This window comes from Ramlibacter sp. MMS24-I3-19, from assembly GCF_050320135.1.
GTDB lineage: Bacteria > Pseudomonadota > Gammaproteobacteria > Burkholderiales > Burkholderiaceae_C > Ramlibacter.
This window is the reverse complement of sequence record NZ_CP190017.1, coordinates 3,124,904-3,143,298: the sequence shown is the minus strand read 5'-3', so window position 1 is coordinate 3,143,298 and position 18,395 is coordinate 3,124,904. Positions and strand designations below refer to the sequence as shown.

Annotated in this window: 22 protein-coding genes, 2 tRNA genes and 1 pseudogene; 9 read left to right on the top strand and 16 right to left on the bottom strand. The window is 68.5% G+C overall.

Annotation, left to right across the window (positions count from 1 at the left end; genetic code table 11):
• Positions 1-58 precede the first annotated feature (58 nt).
• Positions 59-751, top strand: coding sequence for a glutathione S-transferase N-terminal domain-containing protein (locus tag ACPWT1_RS15685; RefSeq protein ID WP_427912079.1), 693 nt, complete (start codon positions 59-61; stop codon positions 749-751).
• Positions 752-767: 16 nt separating this feature from the next.
• Here ACPWT1_RS15685 and ACPWT1_RS15680 read toward each other — a convergent pair whose 3' ends face one another.
• Positions 768-1,067: a sulfurtransferase TusA family protein gene (locus ACPWT1_RS15680; RefSeq protein ID WP_427912078.1), complete on the bottom strand. Its 300-nt coding sequence runs from the start codon at positions 1,065-1,067 to the stop codon at positions 768-770.
• Positions 1,068-1,324: 257 nt separating this feature from the next.
• On the opposite strand from ACPWT1_RS15680, the gene ACPWT1_RS15675 reads away from it, so the two are divergent.
• Entirely contained in the window at positions 1,325-1,555 is a 231-nt protein-coding gene (locus ACPWT1_RS15675) for a hypothetical protein (protein ID WP_427912077.1), read from the top strand.
• Between the two features lie 42 nt (positions 1,556-1,597).
• On the opposite strand, the gene ACPWT1_RS15670 is transcribed toward ACPWT1_RS15675, so the two are convergent.
• A tRNA-Arg gene (locus ACPWT1_RS15670) sits at positions 1,598-1,674 on the bottom strand.
• A 178-nt stretch (positions 1,675-1,852) separates the two neighbouring features.
• Here ACPWT1_RS15670 and ACPWT1_RS15665 point away from each other — a divergent pair.
• Together ACPWT1_RS15665 and ACPWT1_RS15660 are read left to right on the top strand one after the other, a co-directional pair.
• Positions 1,853-2,419: a type 1 glutamine amidotransferase domain-containing protein gene (locus ACPWT1_RS15665; RefSeq protein ID WP_427912076.1), complete on the top strand. Its 567-nt coding sequence runs from the start codon at positions 1,853-1,855 to the stop codon at positions 2,417-2,419.
• A 116-nt stretch (positions 2,420-2,535) separates the two neighbouring features.
• On the top strand, positions 2,536-2,934 hold the full coding sequence (locus tag ACPWT1_RS15660) for an RcnB family protein (RefSeq protein ID WP_427912075.1): 399 nt from the start codon (positions 2,536-2,538) through the stop codon (positions 2,932-2,934).
• Between the two features lie 9 nt (positions 2,935-2,943).
• On the opposite strand, the gene ACPWT1_RS15655 is transcribed toward ACPWT1_RS15660, so the two are convergent.
• Positions 2,944-3,297: a hypothetical protein gene (locus tag ACPWT1_RS15655; protein ID WP_427912074.1), complete on the bottom strand. Its 354-nt coding sequence runs from the start codon at positions 3,295-3,297 to the stop codon at positions 2,944-2,946.
• Positions 3,298-3,400: 103 nt separating this feature from the next.
• Here ACPWT1_RS15655 and ACPWT1_RS15650 point away from each other — a divergent pair, with 103 nt between their 5' ends.
• Positions 3,401-3,649 (top strand): DUF3297 family protein, encoded by a 249-nt coding sequence (locus ACPWT1_RS15650; protein WP_427912073.1) that lies wholly within the window; start codon positions 3,401-3,403, stop codon positions 3,647-3,649.
• Positions 3,650-3,673: 24 nt separating this feature from the next.
• On the opposite strand, the gene ACPWT1_RS15645 is transcribed toward ACPWT1_RS15650, so the two are convergent.
• Genes ACPWT1_RS15645 through ACPWT1_RS15630 form a run of 4 tightly spaced genes read right to left on the bottom strand, consistent with a single transcriptional unit; the run spans position 3,674 to position 6,832 of the window.
• Entirely contained in the window at positions 3,674-5,920 is a 2,247-nt protein-coding gene (locus tag ACPWT1_RS15645) for an alpha,alpha-trehalose-phosphate synthase (UDP-forming) (protein ID WP_427912072.1), read from the bottom strand.
• 2 nt (positions 5,921-5,922) lie between these two features.
• Positions 5,923-6,183: a DUF5985 family protein gene (locus ACPWT1_RS15640; protein WP_427912071.1), complete on the bottom strand. Its 261-nt coding sequence runs from the start codon at positions 6,181-6,183 to the stop codon at positions 5,923-5,925.
• 2 nt (positions 6,184-6,185) lie between these two features.
• Positions 6,186-6,446 (bottom strand): DUF5985 family protein, encoded by a 261-nt coding sequence (locus ACPWT1_RS15635; protein ID WP_427912070.1) that lies wholly within the window; start codon positions 6,444-6,446, stop codon positions 6,186-6,188.
• A gap of 2 nt (positions 6,447-6,448) precedes the next feature.
• The gene (locus ACPWT1_RS15630; RefSeq protein ID WP_427912069.1) at positions 6,449-6,832 is read right to left on the bottom strand and encodes a hypothetical protein; all 384 of its coding nucleotides are present in this window, start codon (positions 6,830-6,832) and stop codon (positions 6,449-6,451) included.
• Positions 6,833-7,125: 293 nt separating this feature from the next.
• On the opposite strand from ACPWT1_RS15630, the gene ACPWT1_RS15625 reads away from it, so the two are divergent.
• Positions 7,126-7,644 (top strand): MarR family winged helix-turn-helix transcriptional regulator, encoded by a 519-nt coding sequence (locus ACPWT1_RS15625; RefSeq protein ID WP_427912068.1) that lies wholly within the window; start codon positions 7,126-7,128, stop codon positions 7,642-7,644.
• Positions 7,645-7,661: 17 nt separating this feature from the next.
• On the opposite strand, the gene ACPWT1_RS15620 is transcribed toward ACPWT1_RS15625, so the two are convergent.
• Positions 7,662-8,414, bottom strand: coding sequence for a ZIP family metal transporter (locus ACPWT1_RS15620; protein WP_427912067.1), 753 nt, complete (start codon positions 8,412-8,414; stop codon positions 7,662-7,664).
• A gap of 225 nt (positions 8,415-8,639) precedes the next feature.
• On the opposite strand from ACPWT1_RS15620, the gene ACPWT1_RS15615 reads away from it, so the two are divergent.
• On the top strand, positions 8,640-9,572 hold the full coding sequence (locus tag ACPWT1_RS15615) for a cation diffusion facilitator family transporter (RefSeq protein ID WP_427912066.1): 933 nt from the start codon (positions 8,640-8,642) through the stop codon (positions 9,570-9,572).
• A gap of 7 nt (positions 9,573-9,579) precedes the next feature.
• Here the strand turns inward: ACPWT1_RS15615 and ACPWT1_RS15610 are convergent, their stop codons facing one another.
• From ACPWT1_RS15610 to ACPWT1_RS15600, 3 genes are all read right to left on the bottom strand, one after another.
• Entirely contained in the window at positions 9,580-10,734 is a 1,155-nt protein-coding gene (locus ACPWT1_RS15610; protein ID WP_427912065.1) for an FAD-dependent oxidoreductase, read from the bottom strand.
• A gap of 53 nt (positions 10,735-10,787) precedes the next feature.
• Positions 10,788-11,777: a Bug family tripartite tricarboxylate transporter substrate binding protein gene (locus ACPWT1_RS15605; protein WP_427912064.1), complete on the bottom strand. Its 990-nt coding sequence runs from the start codon at positions 11,775-11,777 to the stop codon at positions 10,788-10,790.
• A gap of 111 nt (positions 11,778-11,888) precedes the next feature.
• Positions 11,889-11,965 (bottom strand) — tRNA-Pro (locus tag ACPWT1_RS15600).
• Between the two features lie 38 nt (positions 11,966-12,003).
• Here ACPWT1_RS15600 and ACPWT1_RS15595 point away from each other — a divergent pair.
• Positions 12,004-12,396 carry a DUF488 domain-containing protein gene (locus tag ACPWT1_RS15595; RefSeq protein WP_427912063.1) on the top strand — a complete coding sequence of 131 codons (393 nt, stop codon included), beginning with the start codon at positions 12,004-12,006 and terminating at the stop codon, positions 12,394-12,396.
• 7 nt (positions 12,397-12,403) lie between these two features.
• Here ACPWT1_RS15595 and ACPWT1_RS15590 read toward each other — a convergent pair whose 3' ends face one another.
• From ACPWT1_RS15590 to ACPWT1_RS15570, 5 genes and pseudogenes are all read right to left on the bottom strand, one after another.
• Positions 12,404-12,844: a hypothetical protein gene (locus ACPWT1_RS15590; RefSeq protein WP_427912062.1), complete on the bottom strand. Its 441-nt coding sequence runs from the start codon at positions 12,842-12,844 to the stop codon at positions 12,404-12,406.
• 95 nt (positions 12,845-12,939) lie between these two features.
• Positions 12,940-13,425 carry a hypothetical protein gene (locus ACPWT1_RS15585; protein ID WP_427912061.1) on the bottom strand — a complete coding sequence of 162 codons (486 nt, stop codon included), beginning with the start codon at positions 13,423-13,425 and terminating at the stop codon, positions 12,940-12,942.
• A 196-nt stretch (positions 13,426-13,621) separates the two neighbouring features.
• A pseudogene (gene boxB / locus ACPWT1_RS15580) lies at positions 13,622-15,045 on the bottom strand (benzoyl-CoA 2,3-epoxidase subunit BoxB).
• Between the two features lie 145 nt (positions 15,046-15,190).
• Positions 15,191-16,882, bottom strand: coding sequence for a 2,3-epoxybenzoyl-CoA dihydrolase (boxC, locus tag ACPWT1_RS15575; protein ID WP_427912060.1), 1,692 nt, complete (start codon positions 16,880-16,882; stop codon positions 15,191-15,193).
• Complete coding sequence (locus ACPWT1_RS15570; protein WP_427912059.1) at positions 16,879-17,781, bottom strand: helix-turn-helix transcriptional regulator; 903 nt, start codon at positions 17,779-17,781, stop codon at positions 16,879-16,881. The genes boxC and ACPWT1_RS15570 overlap by 4 nt, the downstream gene beginning before the upstream one ends.
• Before the next feature lie 94 nt (positions 17,782-17,875).
• On the opposite strand from ACPWT1_RS15570, the gene ACPWT1_RS15565 reads away from it, so the two are divergent.
• The gene (locus ACPWT1_RS15565; RefSeq protein WP_427912058.1) at positions 17,876-18,349 is read left to right on the top strand and encodes a flavodoxin domain-containing protein; all 474 of its coding nucleotides are present in this window, start codon (positions 17,876-17,878) and stop codon (positions 18,347-18,349) included.
• The last annotated feature ends 46 nt before the right edge of the window (positions 18,350-18,395 follow it).

The following is an 18,395-nucleotide window of genomic DNA, read 5'->3' as shown; positions in this document are numbered from 1 at the left end:
GCGAGCCTTTGGCCTAAAGTGCTTCCATTATCGAAGCAAAGGCGCAAGGAGGCTACTGATGATCGACGTGTACACCTGGCCCACACCCAATGGCCACAAGGTGCACATCATGCTGGAGGAGTGCGGCCTGCCGTACAAGGCCATCCCGGTGAACATCGGTGCGGGCGACCAGTTCGCAGCCGAGTTCCTGGCCATCAGCCCGAACAACAAGATCCCGGCCATCACCGACCCCGATGGCCCTGACGGGCGGCCCATCTCGCTGTTCGAATCGGGTGCCATCCTGGTCTACCTGGCCGGAAAGACCGGGCGCTTCCTGCCCGAGGACGTGCGCGGCCGCTACGAGGTGCTGCAGTGGCTGATGTTCCAGATGGGCGGCGTCGGTCCGATGCTGGGACAGAACCATCACTTCCGGCAGTACGCGCCCGAGAAGCTGCCTTATGCCATCGAGCGCTACACCAACGAGGCGCGCCGCCTCTATGGCGTCATCGACCGCCGGCTGGCCGCCAGCCCGTGGCTGGGCGGCGCCGAGTACTCCATCGCGGACATGGCCACCTGGCCCTGGCTGCGCAACTGGAAGAACCAGGGCATGGAGCTCTCGACCCATCCGCACCTGGAGCGCTGGTTCCACGCCATCGAGAGCAGGCCCGCGGTGCAGCGCGGCGTGCAGGTGCTGGCGGAGATGCGCCGCCCACTGACCGACGACAAGACCCGCGACGTGTTGTTCGGGAAAACCCAGTACCAGCAGCGCTGAAGGCCGCGTGCTGGCCTCAACGGCGGCGGAACACGTGCACGTAGCCGTCGTCGGATTCGCGTTGCTCCAGCAGCGCGTGGCCTGTCATTCGTGCAAAGGCTTGGAACTCCTCCAGGGTGCCGCGCTCGGTGGTCAGGACGGTGAGCTCGGTGCCGGCCGCGAGGCGATTGAGCGTGCGGTACAGGCGGATCAGCGGGACCGGGCTTGGCAAGGAGCGGAAATCGGCCACCTTCCCGGCAGGCGTGGACTGCAGCGGCCCATCCTGGCCGATGACATCGCTGATGAATTCCTGCTCTTCGTTGCTCAAGGGCGGCATGCGTCGATTATGGCTGCGGATGGGCTCGAAAGGCTGGGCTAGCGGAACACCAGCAAGTAGAGCACGGCGGCCCAGAACAGCAGGCACAGCGCGCACCCCGCCATCCACAGCAGGCGAGCCGTGCCGGCGTTGCGCTTGCGAGCTCGTTCCATCGCGTCATGATGGCGCGGTGGGTTCACCGCCGCAACCCGGCCAGCCGGACGGCCGGGGTTGGTCCCGCCTCACAGCGCGCTCACATGCGATTAACATCGGCGCAGGTGGCCACATTGAACCGGGACGAATTCGAACGACGCATGCACGAGTGGCGCGACTCGGAGAACGCGGCCGCCCAAGCCGAGGAACTCGTGCGCAGCGTCGGCCAGGCGGCCGCCGATCCGCGCATGGGGCAACTGCTGCTGCAGGCCCGCGACCTGCGCGCCAAGGCGGACGCCCAGCTGGTGTCGATCATGGCCGCCCTGAAGGCAGCGGTGGAGAACAACCGGCGGTGAGCCGCCCAGCGCCTGCGGCGCTGCCCTCGCCTGCCCGAGACCTGGCCTGCCCGGAGGGACTCGAACCCCCGACCTGCTGCTTAGAAGGCAGCTGCTCTATCCAGTTGAGCTACGGGCAGCAGGAAAGCCCGCGGATTCTCGCATCTTCGCCGCGGACCGCCGCGTAGCTCCGGGAGTGCAACCCACACGCAGGCGCGAGGAAAGGCCGGCCCGCAACCTCCTACGGCTGCTTCCCGGACGGGCCGACAGCGGCGGAAGCGGCCGAGGGGTACCGTGGCTGCAAAGGAGTGACACACCATGGCAACCCAAGACCTCAGCGGCCTCTCGGTCGCGATCCTCGCACTGGACGGCTTCGAGCAGGCCGAACTCGCGGAGCCACGCAAGGCGCTGCAGCAGGCCGGTGCACAGGCGCGCATCGTGTCCGCCAAGCCCGGCCAGATCCAGGGCTTCAACCACGACAAGCCCGCCGACAAGTTCGACGTGGACCTCACGCTGGACAAGGCCGACCCGGCCGACTTCGACGCGGTGCTGCTGCCCGGCGGCGTGATGAACGCCGACACGCTGCGGCTCAACCCGGATGCGCAGCGCTTCGTGCAGGCGATGCAGCGCGATGTCAAGCCCTTCGCCATCATCTGCCACGCGCCCTGGCTGCTTGTTTCCGCCGGCCTCGTGAAGGGTCGCAAGCTCACCAGTTGGCCCACGCTGCAGGACGACCTGCGCAACGCCGGTGCCGAGTGGACCGACCAGGCCGTCGTTCGTGACGGGAACTGGGTCTCCAGCCGCAAGCCCGACGACATCCCGCAGTTCAACGCGGCGCTCATCGAGCTGTTCGCGACCCAGCGGCAAACTGCCGCCTCGCACTGAGTCCGGAGCAGCTGCTACACGCCGCTACGAACTTTGCGGCAGCGGGATGCGGGCTTCGCGACGGGGCCCGAACGCCGGCAACAGCATGGTGGTCCTGCAAGCACAAGGAGATCGCCATGCACCGCAGACATGTCTTCGCGACGGTCATCGTCGCACTCGCCGCGGGCAGCGCGCTGCCCGCGCTCGCACAACCGCGCGATGACCACCGCGGCCCCGAGCATCGCGAGGCCCGGGAACCGATGCGCCGCGAAGGTCCGGTGCAGCCCGATCGCGGACGTGGCCAGTGGGAGCACGAGATGCGCGAACCGATGCATGTCGGCGCCCGCGGGCCCGAATGGCACCGCGGCGGCCGCATCCCCGCCGAGTACCGCGACCATGTCTATGTCGTCAACGACTGGCGCGCGCACCGCCTCGCGGCCCCTCCGCGCGGCTACGAGTGGGTGCAGGTCGGTCCCGACTACGTGCTCGTCGCCGTGCGCACGGGCGTGATCGCGCAGATCCTCGTCATGGGTTGATGGCGCAGGTCACGGCGACTCGATGACGACGGTCGCCGAGTCCAGCGTCTGCGCATCGAGTTCCAGCCGCAACAACCGCACAACGGGCCCCGTGGGCAACTCGCGCGGCACGTGGGAGCGATCCAGGTAGACGTTGCCGATGCCGACGTCATCCTTGTCGCTGCGGTACACCGGCAACCAGGCCACCAGCGCGTGCGGCTTGCGACGGAAACGCAGGCCGGGCGCGGCACGCACCAGCGTCGTCACCGCCACGTTCGCGTCCATGTCCGTCCAGTGCCCGCCGTCACCGGTCGTGACCTGCACCACGTGGCCGTCCAGCACGGCCTGGATCAGTTCTGCATTCGGGATCGAGGGAGAAGCCATCCCGCAATGTTGCGGCAAACCGCCGTGCCGTGGTGGCTCGACGGCAGTGCGCTGTCGTCGCCGAACTCAGGCATGGCCCGCGGCTTCTGCACAATGGCGGCCCATGGAAACCACACCCGACCGCCCGCCCCTGCCCGACCACCTCTCCGCCGACCCGCGCAGCCCGTTCCATGTCGCCGAAGTGTTCCAGCACGACGTCGGCATCCGCTTCAACGGCAAGGACCGCCATGACGTCGAGGAGTACTGCATCAGCGAAGGCTGGGTGCGCGTGCCCGCCGGCAAGACGGTGGACCGCAAGGGCCAGCCGCTGATGCTGAAGCTGAAGGGCAAGGTGGAGGCGTACTACCGGTAGGCCTTCCGGCCTCCGGCTCGCCCGTCACGCCAGCGTGTCGTCGCGGTGGCGCTTCACGCGCAGCGATACTCGCTCCCGCAGGCGCCAGCGGGCCGCATCGGTCAGCATGCGGCCGGCCCAGCGGAACACGTTGAATTCACGCACCGTGCTGCGCAGGCTAGCCATGCGCTCACGCTGTTCGGCGTGCGGCATGGTCAGCGCCTGGTGCAGCGCGTCGGCCATTTCCTCCACGTGGTACGGATTGACCAGCAGCGCCTCGGGAAGGTCGCGTGCGGCACCCGCAAACCGGCTCAGGATCAGCACGCCCTGCTCGTCGTCGCGCGCGGCGACGAATTCCTTGCACACCAGGTTCATGCCGTCGTGCAGGCTGGTCACGAGGCACGCATCGGCGGCGCGGTAAAGCCGGTTCACTTCGTCGTGCTCGTGGTGGCGCGCCAGCAGCCGCACCACGTCGCGGCCACCGGTCGCGTAGCGCTCGTTGATGCGGCGGGCCAGCGCCTGGATGCGCTGCTGGAAGGACTGGTACTCCTCGAGCATCGCGCGCGTGGGCGCCGCCACCTGCACGAACGTGAAGCGGTCACGCCACTGCGGGTACTTCTCCAGCAGGCGCTCCACCGCATGCAGGCGCTCCAGAATCCCCTTGGTGTAGTCGAACCGGTCGACGCCGACCGCGAGGCGGTGGTCCGCGGGAATGCCCAGCTCGACGCCCAGCGAGTGCCGGCAGGCCTGCGGCGAGGGCCAGCCCGCCACGGTCTGCGCCGACGGCCACTCGATCGAGATCGGATAGCTCTCGACGAACGTGTGCTCGCCACGATGCGTCACGGTCGAATGCTCGTGCTCGATGCGCGCCTCGAGGAACCGGTCCACCGTCTCGATGAAGTTCTTGCAGTGGAACGGCGTGTGGAACCCCATGATGCTGCTGCCCAGCATGCCCTCGAGCAGTTCGTTGCGCCAGGGGCAGATGCCGAACGACTCGGGGTTGGGCCAGGGGATGTGCCAGAACGTGAGGATGGTCGCGCGCGGCAGCTTGCGCCGCACCATCGCGGGCACCAGGGCGAAGTGGTAGTCCTGCACCAGCACCAGCGGATCCTCGCCGCGCGCCTCCGCCACCACCGCATCGGCGAACAGCTGGTTCACCTCGCGGTACTGCTGCCAGTCCGATTCGCGAAATACCGGACGCACGTGCGCCACGTGGCACAGCGGCCAGAGGCCCTCGTTGGCGAACCCGTAGTAGTAGCCCTGCTCCTGCTCGGGGGTGAGCCACAGGCGCCGCAGCAGGTAGTCCGGCTCGCCCGGAGGCAGTGCCACGCGATCGTGCTTGTCGACGACGTCGCGGTCGGCGCTGCCGCCGCCATGCGCGATCCAGGTGCCGGAGCAGGCGCGCATGACGGGTTCCACCGCCGTGACCAGCCCGCTGGCGGGACGGCGCACGATCACCTCGCCGCCGGGGCCGCGGTCGTGGATGTACGGCTCGCGGTTGGAGACCACGATCACCTGGTCGCCACTCAATTGCGTGCGCAGCAGCGACTGCAGGCGGGTGGCCGACCAGTCGGACTCCTGCGTGCGCGCCCGCCGGTACTCGTCCTCCAGGTCGCGCAAGCGCGTACGCAGCTCCTGCGCGATGGGCTCGAGCTCCGGCGAGGCCGCGCCCATGGGACGCAGCAGGCCTTCACCGCGCAGGAGCGCGCGCGTCCCGCGCACCCACCCCCGCCAGCTGAGCTGGGCCACCACCATGGTCACCAGCGCGATCAGGACGCCCAGGCCCGCGATCAGGAAAATGAGGTAGCGCCGCGTGTCCTGGCTGCGCCGGTCGATGAAGCTCAGGTCGTGCATCAGCACGAGGCGGCCCACCGGACCCGATTCGGCCTGCACGTCGTGCACGCTCACGTGCACCGGACCGCCCTCGATGCGCAGCTGCGGATCGGGTTCGCTGGCGATGCGCTCGGCATCTGCGCAGCTCATGTCGCGCGGGAACGTCGGCGTGCGCACGGCCAGTCCGCCGCCGGGCGGACACCACCCCATGGCGACCAGGCGCTCGTCCAGCACGGCGCGGCCGAACAGGGCCTGCAGCTTGCGGCCGCGCGGATCCTGGATCGCCTCGGACATCGATTCGGACAGCGTGTTGGCCACCAGCGCACCGCGCATGTTCAGGTCCCGCGCGAACCAGCGCAGGGTGAGCCGGTCCATCAGCGGCAGCGAGAAGTACGCCGCCGCACCCAGCACCACCAGCAGGGGAACCAGGAACCGCAGCTGCAGCGTTATGAAACGCATGCTCAGCGCGCGGGCCCGCGGTTCTTCTGCCAGATCGCCAGCAGGATCAATCCGTAGCCCACGAGGCGCACGATATAGAACACGGGCTCGTCCTCGGCCGCATAGGGAATCAGGGCCAGTCCGAGGCGGTCGACTGCTTCGAGCACGAAGGCTGCCGCGAACAGGAGAAAGAAGCGGTCCCGCGTCTGCCGCCAGAACCGCAGGAAGAACAGGGCGACGGTCGCGCAGCAGGCCGCGATTGCGCCAAGCATCACTTGTTCCATCGTCAGTTCTCCTCCATCACCAGCCCATACAGCAACAGCGCCACCGCGACCAGGCCCGTGCTCAGGCGCCAGAAGCGCAGGTCCACCTCCACCGGGAAGACCACCTTGTCGAGCACGAGCAGCACGTTGTTGACGGTGAGCAGCAGGAAGCACCACGCGGTCCAGAACAGCAGGCGCGAACGGGAGCGGCGCTGGGCCCGCCACAGCAACACGACGCAGGCAAGGCTGGTCAATGCACACAGGGAGTAGATCAGCGTCGCCATCGCTAGTTCTCTTTCTTCCAGCGGAATGCATCGGCGAACTGCAGCGCGCGCTTGTCGATGCTCGAGTGGATGAGCTCGGTCACGCCCACCAGGTTGGACGAGTATGTGGCAGCGAGTTCGTCGATCAGCTGTGGCAGGCCCTCGGCCGCCGGGGCGTACCGATACCCGCCATCGGGCGTGGCGGAAGCGAGGCCGGCCTCGCTCAGTGCATGCAGCAGCGCGAACGCCTGCACGTCGTCGATATAGAGCCTGCGCGCGACGCTCCTCGCGTCCCAACCCTGGGCACCTCCGGATCGCAGCAGGAGCAGCGCTTCCAGGAAGGGAACCGACGGGATGCTGGTGAGGATGAAGCGGCGGACCTCGTCGGGGACGGGGGTCTTCGTCATGCAAATCGGTCTGCGACGCGGGACGGCTGCCCATCGGATGGGGCCGCTGCGAAGGGTGCCACTATAGCGAAGCTCGGCGGTGAACGGGGCCGGTGGCGGGCCAAATTGTCGCATCAAGCCCGGGGAAAATCCCGGGATGCGCATTTGGACAAATGGAATAGCATGATCCGGCTGCGAGGTTTGCTCGATGCCTTGCAGCGGTTTCTTCATGTTCCCTGAGGACCCCTGTCGTCCGGCTCCGGACCGCCCCTTCGGGGGCGTCCTTTTTGTCGCGCCCGCGCTTACGATTGCGCATGCCCTCCGCCAAGAAGCCGGCGCGCGTCCGCGCGACACCGGAAGTCGAGCTCAGTGATTCCGCCGTGCGCGTGCTGCGCCGGTTTCGCATCGTCTTCAATGCCGTCAAGGCGCACTTCCGGGCCGTGGAGAAGCGGGCCGGCATCGCCGGCGCCCAGCTCTGGGCGCTGAGCGTCATTCGCGACCAGCCTGGCATCGGCGTGGGCCAGCTCGCCAAGGCGATGGACATCCACCAGTCCACGGCCAGCAACCTGCTCAAGCCGCTGCTCGAAGATGGCCTCGTCGTGTCCGATCGCGTCGATGCCGACAAGCGCCTCGTGCGCCTGCAGCTGTCGACCAAGGGTGCGAAGGCCCTGCGCAAGGCACCGGTCCCCTTCACCGGCGTCCTGCCCTCCGCACTGTCGCAGCTCGATGCGCGCGTGCTGGCCCGGCTCGATCGCGACCTGGGTGCCCTGATCGCGATGCTCGATGCCGACGAGCGATCCGCCCGCGTGCCGCTCGGCCACTCCGGGCGCTGACCTGCGCGGCAGGCGCGTCACCCACCCAGCTTGGACAGCACGAAGGCGCAGAAAAAGCCGACGACCGTGATCAGGCCCGCGGCATCGTGCGTGTGGGCGAAGGCCTCGGGGATCATGGTGTCGGCCAGCATGGCAAGGATCGCGCCGGCAGCGATGGCCGTGGTCGCAGCGACCCATCCCGCGGACACCTCGCGGAAGAGCGCATAGCCCACCCAGGAGGCAACGCCGGAGGCGACCGCGATGGCGATCCAGACGCCGAACACGTAGGCCGCCGACCTGCCGGCCTTCTTCATGCCAGCAGCGCTCGACAGGCCTTCCGGGATGTTCGACAGGAAGATGGCGATGACCGCGACCAGGCTCACGGCACCGCCCTTCAGCAGGCTCAGCCCGATGACGATGGATTCGGGAATGCCGTCGAGCAAAGCGCCGATGGCGATGGCCGCGCCGCTGCCACTGTCCTCGGACTCCGACGGCTGGGCGTTCGAACGCTTGCGGTGCTTGGCGCCATGGCGCGAGAGCATCCAGTTGGCCAGCGTGTAGATGGCGGCGCCCCCGATGAAGCCGGCGCCGGTGGACAGCAGTCCGCCACGCTCGTAGGCCTCCTCCATCAGCTCGAAAGCCAGCGCGGAGATCAGCACGCCGGCACCGAAGGCCATCACGGCGGCGATCAGCCGCGGCGGCACCCGCACGAACCAGGCCACCGCCGCACCCAGCACGAGGGCACCGCCGGCCAGCAGGCCCCATCCTCCCGCCTGCAATGCCGGACTCATCGTGCTTCCATCCAGTGCCTGTGCATGCGCTGCCTTTGCGGCCATCGTGCACGGGGCGCGCCCGCGATGCTTGTAGGCTGCCACTGAAGGATCCACGCAGCACCTTCCGGCACCCATCGGCAAGGTGCCGATGCCGACGCCGTCCGACACCGCGTGGACCATCCGTCCGGGTCAATCGGCCGCGGGGCGCCGCGAACAATGGGGCCATCCCTGCAGGAATCGTTCGTGGCTGAGTCCAAGACTGCCGTCTACGGCGCCATCGCGGCCAACGTCGCGATCGCCATCACCAAGTTCGCCGTCGCCGGCATCACCGGCAGCTCGGCGATGCTGTCCGAGGGCGTGCATTCGCTGGTGGACACCGGCAATGGCGCCCTGCTGCTGGTCGGCATGCATCGCAGCGGCCGGCCGGCCACGGCGGAGCATCCGTTCGGCCACGGCAAGGAGCTGTACTTCTGGAGCCTCATCGTCGGCGTGCTGATTTTCGGGCTCGGCGGCGGCGTGTCGCTCTACGAGGGCATCGTGCACCTGCGCACGCCCGTGGAGATGACGGACCCGTTCTGGAACTACGTGGTCCTCGCCTGCGCGGCCGTCTTCGAAGGCATCAGCTTCAGCCTGGGATGGCGCGCGTTCTCACGCGAGCGCGGCAAGCAGCCGGTGTGGGAAGCGCTGCAGGCCAGCAAGGATCCGACCGCGTACACCGTCGTGGCGGAAGACTCCGCGGCACTGGCCGGACTGGCCATCGCGGCCGCAGGCGTCTACCTCAGCCACCGATTCGACATGCCGGCCCTCGACGGCGTGGCCTCCATCCTCATCGGCATCCTGCTGGCCGGCGTTGCCGTGCTCCTGATCCAGCAGTCGCGCGGACTGCTGGTCGGCGAAGGGATCCGCCCCGAGACAGCCGATGCGATCCGGGCCATCGTGCGCGAAGAGCCCGCCGCGCGTGACATCGGGCCGGTGCTGTCGATGTACATCGGCCCGGAGGAAGTCCTGGTGACCACCAGCGTGGTGTTCGACGACCACACGCCTGCACGCGAGATCGCCGCCGCCATCGCGCGCATCGAGGCGCGCGTGCGCCAGCGATTCCCGAAGGTGGGCCGCATCTACATCGAGGTGGCCGCGAGCAGCAAGGCGCCGGCTGCCCGCGCGAGTGCCGGGTGAGCCTGGCTCAGGATCGCGGTGCGAAGGCCGCCGCCAGGCGAGCCACCGCATCCTCGGACAGCGGGCGATCGACCTGCACGTCCTCGTTGTTCCAGTCGTGCGGCCCCTGGGCCTGCACCAGGATCCCGTCGCGCCGCGGCACGACGAAGAGGTTGTGGCCGCGCCAGCTCAGGCCGTAGTCCACCTCGGGCTGCGGCACCAGCCTTGCGGTCTGGCCGCGCACCGGCACCAGCGAGTCGTCGCCGAACAGGGCCCGCGCGCCGTAGCCCGTCGCGTGGACGATGGTGCGCTCGCGCAGCCCGGCCAACTGCCGGGGATGCACGAACTCGCGCTGCTCGATCTCGCCGCCCTCGCGGAAGAAGTCCTCCATCAGCAGCCGCGAGTAGCTGGCGATGTTGAACACCATCTGGGTGTAGCGCCGCACATGCGGCACCCGGAACGGATGCTCGTCGGCGGACAGCGCCACCGACAGCGGCCGGATGTCGCGCAAGCGTGACTCGAGGTCGGGGTAATCGGGCTCGCCGTTGTCCTCGGTTGCCGGCAATGGCTCGCCGAACGGTACGTCCGACAGCACGTAGCCGTCATGCCAGCTCACGGGATCGCCAGGCAGTCCGAGCAGCGACTGGTAGGTCTTGAACGAGGCGCGGGCCATTGCCTCCCAGCGCTCGGCGAAGGCCGGCGTGGCGTGCTCGCTGCTGCAGATGCGCGAATCGGGCGACCACACGCCCGAGGCCAGCGACGACCGCACCTCGGGCGGCCGCTCCTTGCAGTAGATGCGGACGCGGAGGCCGGCGCGCTGCGCCACACGTGCCGACGTGAGGCCGATGGCACCGCAGCCGATGACGGCCAGGTACTTCTCGCGCGTGGTCAGCGCCATGGCGATGGCCATGCGCGCCGAACCCCAGGACAGCGACCAGCCGCTGCCGCCGTGCCCGTAGTTGTGGACCAGCGTCTTGCCGTACCGCTGCTCGGCCTCGATGCGCGGCCCCTGCGGACGGAACGGCCGCGTGCACACGGAGATGTCGATCAGTCGGTCGGGCGTGGCGCGGATCGGCGCCAGCGGCGCGGGAGCTGCGAATGCCGTTCCCGCGCGAGCGGACGATGCGGCCGAAGCCGCGGCGAGAAGTGCACCGGAGTGCTGCAGGAAATGGCGACGGTCCATGCGCGGGTCGTGCGGCCCGCGAGTCGTTGTGCTCGCCCGCCGCGAAAGGCTCCTCAGTTCTCGGCGGTGAAGCCGACCTGCTTGACGATCGGGCCCCACTTGGCCGTGTCGCGCTTGAGCAGGTCCGCCAGTTCGTTCGGCGTGGACGACATCGCCTCGAGGCCGAAACCCGCGAGGCCATCGATCACGTCCTTCTGGGCCAACGCCGACTTCATCGCCGTGTTCAGCCGGTTCACCACGTCCGGCGCGGCCTTGGCCGGCAGGAAGAACGCGAACCACTCGCTGTGCGCCATGTTGGCGATGCCCTGCTCCCCGAAGGTGGGCACGTCCGGCGCGAAGCGGCTGCGCTTGGCGCCCGACACGCCGAGGATGCGCACCTTGCCGGTCGACAGGTGCTGGATGATGTCGCCAATGGGGCCCGACACCGCGGAGATGTTGCCGCCCAGCAGGTCCAGCATCGCGGGTTGCGTGCCGCGGTACGCGGCATGTTTGAGCTCCACGCCCGCCTGCTTGCCGAGCAGCGCGCCGATGAAGTGCGGCGTGGAGCCCGCAGCGGGCGAGCCGAAGTTGGCGCCGTTCGGGTTGGCCTTGGCCCACCCGAGGAACTCGGGCACGGTCTTGATGCTGGCCGGCACGGCGGGTCCCACGGCGAAGCCGAAGTCGAACACGCACGCCAGGCTCACCGGCGTGAGGTCGGCCACCGGGTCGTAAGGCAGCTTCCGGTAGATGTGCGGGTAGATGGTGAGCATCGACGTGGGCGTCTGCAGGATGGTCGCGCCGTCGGCGGGCCGGCCCTTCACGTACGTCACCGCGATCTGCCCGCCCGCGCCGGTGCGGTTCTCCACCACCACGGCCTTGGCGTAGTCCGGCTGCATGCGCTGCGCGATGCGGCGGCAGGTGGTGTCCGACGTGCCGCCGGCAGCGAAGCCGGTGACGATGGTGGCGGTGTCCAGGCCGGCCTGGGCGAAGGCATGCTGGCCGATGCCGGCGAGCAGCGCGGAAGCGCCGGTGGCCTGCAACAGGTGGCGTCGTTTCAGGGTCATGTGTCGAGTCTCCGCGGTTCGATGTGGTGGCATGCGCCGACCAGCGATTGTTGGTGCGAAGACGGGACGGATGTCTGCGAGGAAACGCGGAGACCGCAGGCGAGGAGTGAATGGTCGGAGCGATAGGATTCGAACCTACGACCCTCTGGTCCCAAACCAGATGCGCTACCAGACTGCGCTACGCTCCGACGGTCCGCATTCTACCGGCCGGTGGCAAGGAGGCTCCATGGCGATTCGCATCGTGAGGCTGGGAACGCCCCGCGCAGCCGGGGAAGGCCTGCGCATCGGCACCGTGCGGCGGCCGCCGCGCGGCGTGCCCAAGGCACGCTTCGCCAGCGACGACTGGTATGACGTCTGGTACCCCAACCTTGCGCCGAGCGCCGAGAACGTGCAGTCCGCGCTGGCCGCGCAGTCCGACAAGGAATGGGCCGCGTTCGTGCGCAGGTACAAGGCCGAGATGGCGGCGCCTGACGCAGCGCACACGCTGGACCTGCTGGCCGCGCTGTCGCAGCACGCGAACTTCGCCGTCGGCTGCTACTGCGAGAACGAGGCGCGCTGCCACCGTTCGGTGCTGCGCGAACTGCTCGCGTCACGGGGCGCGAACATCGCGCCCGACTGAAGGCCGATCAGGGCTGCTTCTTGCGGGCCTGCCCATGGGGCACGCACAGGCCCATCTTGCGGGTGGTGCCCATCGGGCAATCGGTCATCGCGCCGGACCCCATCTCGCGCGCCGGAGCGCCGGACATGTCCATGCCGCCGCCCATCGCAGCCAGACCTGCGCTGCCACTGCCGCCCACGTTGGGGTCAATCGTGCTGCCGATGCTGCTGCTGCCCGGAACCCCCGAGCTATCCGGCGTGTTCATGCCGCCGCCCGAGACGGACGGGACCGACGCGGTCGAGGGCCGGCTCGGCAGGCTGCGCTGCGCCGGGCCAGGCGGCAGCGTCTCGCTGCCGGCACCTGGCGGAGGCGTCTGCGTGCTCAGGGAGCCAAGGCTGGTTCCGCTCTGCGCCTGTGCCACACCGGCCAGGGCGGCCAGCAGCGCTGCGGCAATGAATCGATGGGTCATCGTGCACTCCTCGTCTATCCCAGCAGCATTGACGCTGGATGGGCTCGTTGCCGTGGGACGGGAGGCGCCCCGCCGGTAGGACGCCTCCCCATCGCTCAGCGTTGCACGTCGTGGTGGAGCTTCCTGGCCTGGCCCGGGGGCTGGCAGCCGTTGTCCTTCCTGGCAAGTCCGGGCGGGCAGTCGCGGTTACCCATCGTCGACGTCGCCTCGCGGTCGGCCGTCGACGTGTCGCGGTGATGGCGCTCGTGGCGCTCCTGCTCCGGCGCGGCAGGTGCGCCCATGGTGGCCGTGCTCGACGACGCGCCGAGGTTGGCCGAGCTGCTGGCAGACGTGCTGCCCGAGCTTTGCGAGCTCGCGCGGGTCGCGGGTGTCGAGCCGGGCTCGACGATGGCGCCGCCGCTGGCGCCCAGCGTGCCACCCGTGGTCGCGCCGGCGCCGGTCGGCGGAGCCTGCACCGAGGCGCCACCGCTCGAGGACGTCGAGCCGGACACGCCGGAGGTCGCGCTGGTCACGCCTGTGGTCTGCGCAAAGGCACCGCCCGCGATCAGGGAGGCAACGAGGATGGAAAGCAGTCTGCTCATGGTGATCTCCTTGAGGTGAAGCCGCGACGTGTGCCGTCGAGGCGTGCGCCCAGCTTGGGTGATCACCTGGCGGCTCGCCGTGGGACATGGGAAAGCATCCCAGTGCGCCTCCTCCCACAGCTGGTAGGCCGGCGCTTTCAGCGACACCAATAACAAAGCCGGCACCAGGCCGGCTTCGCGCGACAGGTTCTCGGGATCAGAGCTTCACGTATTCATAGTCGACCGGCTGCGCATTGATGCCGCGGTCGGGCGGTGCGATCCACGCCGCCATCTTCCCCGGCTCGGTGACCCGCTGCATCAGGCTCTTGACGAATCGCACGTCGTCGTCGACGGGCAGCCAGTCGGCCTTCTTCGCCTCGAATTCGGCGGCCGTGATCGGGTTGCCCTGCAGGTCGGTGTGCAGCCCGGCCCATGCACCCACCTGGCGGCGGAAGCGCGTGGACGGCAGCTTGAATTCGAACGGCACGCCGGCCCGCTTGACCAGCATGTTCCAGCGCGTCACGCCGATGTTGCAGTCCTTGGCGTACTCCAGCCGCGTGATCTCGTTGATGCCGTTGCGCACGGCGATGGTCTCTTCCTTCACGCCGCCCTTGCCATCCGGCACCTGGACGGTCATGCCGGTGTCGGCCTCCACGTGGTCGGCGAACTTCGCCTCGTCGGGCCGCCCCTTGATGCCGTTGCTGAAGTAGTTGGCAGCGTTCGACGATGACTCCGACCCGAACAGGTCCAGCGAACTGGTGAACCAGTAGTTCATGAACTTCTGGATCGTGGGCAGGTCGATGGCGCCGGCATTGCGCACCTTCTTCCAGTCGTCGGTGTCCAGCTCCTTCATCACCTCCAGCGTGCGCCTGATGACGCGGCCGACACCGGTCTCGCCCACGAACATGTGGTGCGCTTCCTCGGTCAGCATGAACTGGCAGGTGCGCGACAGCGGATCGAACGCGCTCTCGGCCAGCGACTTGAGCTGGAACTTGCCGTCACGGTCCGTGAAATACGTGAACATGAAGAACGACAGCCAGTTGTCCATCGGCTCGTTGAACGTGCCCAAGATGCGCGGCTTGTCGGGGTCGCCCGAATGGCGTTCCAGCAGTTCCTCGGCCTCCTCGCGGCCGTCGCGGCCGAAGTAGGCATGCAGCAGGTAGACCATGGCCCAGAGGTGGCGGCCCTCCTCCACGTTCACCTGGAACAGGTTGCGCAGGTCATAGAGCGACGGCGCCGTGTGCCCCAGGAGGCGCTGCTGTTCCACCGAGGCGGGCTCGGTGTCGCCCTGCGTGACGATCAGGCGGCGGAACGTCGAGCGGAATTCGCCGGGCACGTCCTGCCATGCGTCCTGCCCCATGAAGTCGCCGAAGCCGATCTTGCGGCCCTCCTGCCGGTCGGCCAGGAAGATGCCCCAGCGGTACTCCGGCATCGGCGTGTAGCCGTACTGCGCCCAGCCGGACGCATCGACGCCGACGGCGGTGCGAAGGTAGACATCGCTGGCCTTGAAGTCGCTGGATCCATCTCGTCCCACCAGCGCAGGAAGGCGGGCTGCCAGTGTTCCAGCGCGCGCTGCAGCTGGCGGTTGTCGCCGAGGGCGACGTTGTTGGGGATCAGGGCTTGCAGGTCGATCGTGGACATGGGGCAACTCCTAAATGCGGGGACGGACTCCCAGACGCGGAAGACGCAGAGCAAGCGCAGAGGACGCAGAAAACACCTTCAATGAATTCCTCTGCGGCTTCTGCGCTCACTCGGTGTCCTCTGCGTTGGGAATCCGATTTCTGTCTTACACGCGCTTCCAGTCGAACCGGGCCTTCTTGCCCGTGCCGAACAGCTTGAGCGCGCCCTCCTCGCCCACGGCGTTGGGGCGGATGAAGATCCAGTTCTGCCACGCCGAGAGGCGGCCGAAGACGCGCGTCTCCATCGTCTCCTTGCCGGGAAAACGCAACGAAGCTTCCATGCCGGTCAGTGCATCGGGCGAGAGCGACGCGCGCTCCTCGAGCATCAGGCGGATCTCGTCGTCCCAGTCGATGTCGTCGGGCGCCACCGTCACCAGGCCCAGGCCCAGCGCCTGGTCGGCGCGCAGCGCGCTGTCGCCCAGGCCCTGCAGTTGCGCGATGGTGGCGGCGTCTTCGTTGAAGCGCGTCTGCAGGCGCGTGAGGCCGTTCACCTCGGGATAGCGGCCGAAGTTCGCTGGCGACAGCCGCAGCACCGGTGCCGCATCGGGTGCGTCCGGCAGGTCCAGCATGTAGATGCGGTCACAGGCGAGCGCCAGTTCGTAGAAGGTTCCGGCGAAGCACGAGCCCTGGTCGACCAGCGCGATCAGCGAGCGGCTGGTGACGTCCAGGCGCGCCAGCGTGCGGCGCAGCAGGCCGACCGTCTCGCGCACCAGCCAGTGGTCCTTCTGCTGCTCCAGCACGGCGTCGGCCTGCAGCACGCGCTGCGCATCGCCGCGGGTCTTGATGACCCAGGTGCCGATCTCCAGCTCGTTGGTGCGCAGGTTGAGGATCGCGTCATCGAGTTCGCGCGCCAGCTTCAGCGGCCACCACTGCGCGCCTGCGGCGACGATGGCGTCGGCCGAGGACTCGATCATCGTGGCCGGCGCCTTGATCGTCAGCGTCGCGACGCGTGCGCTGCGATCGATCTGCACGTCGACCAGGTCGTAGTGGTAGCCCTGCTCGTCGATCGTGCCGCCGACCGGCGTGAGTTCGATGCCCTGCTGCGGACCATGGCGGGTGGATTGGGCGCGCAGCGCCTCCACCTCGGAAGCCACCAGCTGCGGGAACTGCTGCGGCTTCGCATGGGCGTCGATCAGGCGCCAGTCCTTCGCGCGGTCGGCACGGACACCCTCGCTGGTGGTGCAGAAGATGTCGGCCAGGTCGCGCCGCACCTTGCGCTTGTCGGTCACGCGCGTCAGGCCGCCGGTGCCGGGAAGAACGCCCAGCAGCGGCACCTCGGGCAGGCTCACGGTGCTGGAGCGGTCGTCGACCATCGCAATGCGGTCGCAGGCCAGCGCGAGCTCGTAGCCGCCGCCGGCGCACGCACCCGTGACGGCCGCGATGGACTTCAGGCCTTCATGGCGCGAGGAGTCTTCCAGTCCATTGCGCGTCTCGTTGGTGAACTTGCAGAAGTTCACCTTCCAGGCATGCGTCGACAGACCCAGCATGTAGATGTTGGCGCCGGAGCACCAGATCTTTTCCTTGCCCGACTCGAACACCACCACCTTCACGCCGGGATGCTCGAAGCGGATGCGGTTCAGCGCGTCGTGCAGTTCGATGTCGACGCCCAGGTCGTACGAGTTGAGCTTGAGCTTGTAGCCCGGCTTGATGCCGCCCTCCTCGTCGATGTCGAGCTTGAGGCGCGCCACGTCGCCGTCGACGGCGAGCGCCCAGTGCCGATAGCGGGCCGGATGGGTGGCGAAGCGCACGAGTTCGCGGTCCCCCTGCTTGAAGAGCAGCGGCTCGGTCATGGCGTTCATGCGGTCTCCTTGGGGATGGATGCCGGGGCCGGAACGGCGCGCTCCAGGTCCTTCAGCGATTGCTTCACGGTGCGGGCCGCGGTGTCGACCACCGCGTCGGCTCGCGCATACAGGGCCTCGCGGCTGGACAGGATGCGGCGGATGTCTTCCATCGCTTCGCCCGTCGCGCCCCGCGTGGTGTCGAAGGGCCGCATGTCCCCTTGGGCAACGACGCGGCTCATGTGTTCCGCGGGGCTCGCCTTGAGCCACACGCAGTAGAAGCGGCTTTGCAGCAGGTCGAACGTCTCACGCTCGCTCACGATGCTGCCGCCGGTGGTCATCACCACGCCATCGGCATGGTCCTCGGCGATGCGGAACAGCGCGCGCCGCTCGTAGCGGCGGTAGCCCGACTGTCCGTGCAGCAGCAGGATCTCGTTCATGCTCGTGCCCGCCTCGCGCTCGATCTCCCGATCGAGTTCGACGAAGGGCACGCCGCGCTGGGCCGCCAGCTGCGCGCCCAGCGTGGACTTGCCCGCACCACGCAGGCCGATCAGCGCGATGCGCTGCTCGCGGCCATGCGCGTCGGCGAGGCCGAAGGCATCCGCGATGAGGGCGTGCGCCTTCTCGAGTTGCGCCTCGTCCAGCCGGCCCAGCAGGTTGTGCACGCGAGCGAGGGCGGGCCGCGCCGCGTCCTGGAGCAGTTCGAGGATGGTGATGTTCAGCGCCCGCGCCGCGGCTTCGAGCGAGTTGATCGACACGTTGCCCTTGCCCGCTTCCACGTCGGCGAGGAAGCGCTCGGACAGGCCGGAATCATGGGCAAGCTGCTTGCGGGTCATGCCCCGGCGGGCACGCCAGGCGCGCACGCGGGCGCCCAGCTCCGTGAGGGTAGCGCGGCTGTCCTGGTCGGGAGTGAGTTGCATGGCGGGGGGATCGAGGCGGTCTTGACGTGCAAGAGGATTGCACTATACTTCCTGCCATCGACATGTCAAGCAGTTTACTGCATGTGAGACAGCCATGAAGCTCAAGATCCTCGTCGGCACCATGACCAGCACCGCCGACTACGTGGCACAGGCGATCCAGATGGATTGCGCGGACCTGGTCGACGAGATCGAGGTGGTGCTGATGGACGGCCAGGACATTTCGGCCTTCGACGAGCCCGATGCGCTTTATCTCATCTGCAGCTCGACGTACGGATCGGGCGACGTGCCCGACAACGCGCGCGGCCTGTACGACTCCCTCGACGCCACGCCGAGGTTCCTCGGCCACGTGCGCTACGGCGTGATCGCGCTGGGCGATCGCACGTACATGCAGACGTTCTGCTTCGGCGGCAAGAAGTTCGACGAGCGCCTGCAGGGTCTGGGTGCGCAGCGCATCGGCGAGGTCTGGTGCCACGACGCCAGCGCCGGCACGATGCCCGAGGAAGAAGGCACCGCGTGGTGCCGCCAGTGGCTCACGCAGGCGCTGGCGGACGAGAACGCCGAGGCCTGAGACCGGGCTTCGCCCGCATCCCCACGGCGACGAGAACAAGGAGACA

What these genes read in the sequence shown, in the direction of transcription:
- ACPWT1_RS15685 (WP_427912079.1), top strand. Translation starts at nt 59, where the DNA reads ATGATCGACGTGTACACCTGGCCCACACCCAATGGCCACAAGGTGCAC.
- ACPWT1_RS15650 (WP_427912073.1), top strand. Translation starts at nt 3,401, where the DNA reads ATGGAAACCACACCCGACCGCCCGCCCCTGCCCGACCACCTCTCCGCC.
- ACPWT1_RS15635 (WP_427912070.1), bottom strand. Translation starts at nt 6,446, where the DNA reads ATGGCGACGCTGATCTACTCCCTGTGTGCATTGACCAGCCTTGCCTGC.
- ACPWT1_RS15625 (WP_427912068.1), top strand. Translation starts at nt 7,126, where the DNA reads ATGCCCTCCGCCAAGAAGCCGGCGCGCGTCCGCGCGACACCGGAAGTC.
- ACPWT1_RS15655 (WP_427912074.1), bottom strand. Translation starts at nt 3,297, where the DNA reads ATGGCTTCTCCCTCGATCCCGAATGCAGAACTGATCCAGGCCGTGCTG.
- ACPWT1_RS15590 (WP_427912062.1), bottom strand. Translation starts at nt 12,844, where the DNA reads ATGACCCATCGATTCATTGCCGCAGCGCTGCTGGCCGCCCTGGCCGGT.
- ACPWT1_RS15640 (WP_427912071.1), bottom strand. Translation starts at nt 6,183, where the DNA reads ATGGAACAAGTGATGCTTGGCGCAATCGCGGCCTGCTGCGCGACCGTC.
- ACPWT1_RS15585 (WP_427912061.1), bottom strand. Translation starts at nt 13,425, where the DNA reads ATGAGCAGACTGCTTTCCATCCTCGTTGCCTCCCTGATCGCGGGCGGT.
- ACPWT1_RS15570 (WP_427912059.1), bottom strand. Translation starts at nt 17,781, where the DNA reads ATGCAACTCACTCCCGACCAGGACAGCCGCGCTACCCTCACGGAGCTG.
- ACPWT1_RS15620 (WP_427912067.1), bottom strand. Translation starts at nt 8,414, where the DNA reads ATGAGTCCGGCATTGCAGGCGGGAGGATGGGGCCTGCTGGCCGGCGGT.
- ACPWT1_RS15565 (WP_427912058.1), top strand. Translation starts at nt 17,876, where the DNA reads ATGAAGCTCAAGATCCTCGTCGGCACCATGACCAGCACCGCCGACTAC.
- ACPWT1_RS15605 (WP_427912064.1), bottom strand. Translation starts at nt 11,777, where the DNA reads ATGACCCTGAAACGACGCCACCTGTTGCAGGCCACCGGCGCTTCCGCG.
- boxC (WP_427912060.1), bottom strand. Translation starts at nt 16,882, where the DNA reads ATGAACGCCATGACCGAGCCGCTGCTCTTCAAGCAGGGGGACCGCGAA.
- ACPWT1_RS15645 (WP_427912072.1), bottom strand. Translation starts at nt 5,920, where the DNA reads ATGCGTTTCATAACGCTGCAGCTGCGGTTCCTGGTTCCCCTGCTGGTG.
- ACPWT1_RS15680 (WP_427912078.1), bottom strand. Translation starts at nt 1,067, where the DNA reads ATGCCGCCCTTGAGCAACGAAGAGCAGGAATTCATCAGCGATGTCATC.
- ACPWT1_RS15660 (WP_427912075.1), top strand. Translation starts at nt 2,536, where the DNA reads ATGCACCGCAGACATGTCTTCGCGACGGTCATCGTCGCACTCGCCGCG.
- ACPWT1_RS15595 (WP_427912063.1), top strand. Translation starts at nt 12,004, where the DNA reads ATGGCGATTCGCATCGTGAGGCTGGGAACGCCCCGCGCAGCCGGGGAA.
- ACPWT1_RS15610 (WP_427912065.1), bottom strand. Translation starts at nt 10,734, where the DNA reads ATGGACCGTCGCCATTTCCTGCAGCACTCCGGTGCACTTCTCGCCGCG.
- ACPWT1_RS15665 (WP_427912076.1), top strand. Translation starts at nt 1,853, where the DNA reads ATGGCAACCCAAGACCTCAGCGGCCTCTCGGTCGCGATCCTCGCACTG.
- ACPWT1_RS15630 (WP_427912069.1), bottom strand. Translation starts at nt 6,832, where the DNA reads ATGACGAAGACCCCCGTCCCCGACGAGGTCCGCCGCTTCATCCTCACC.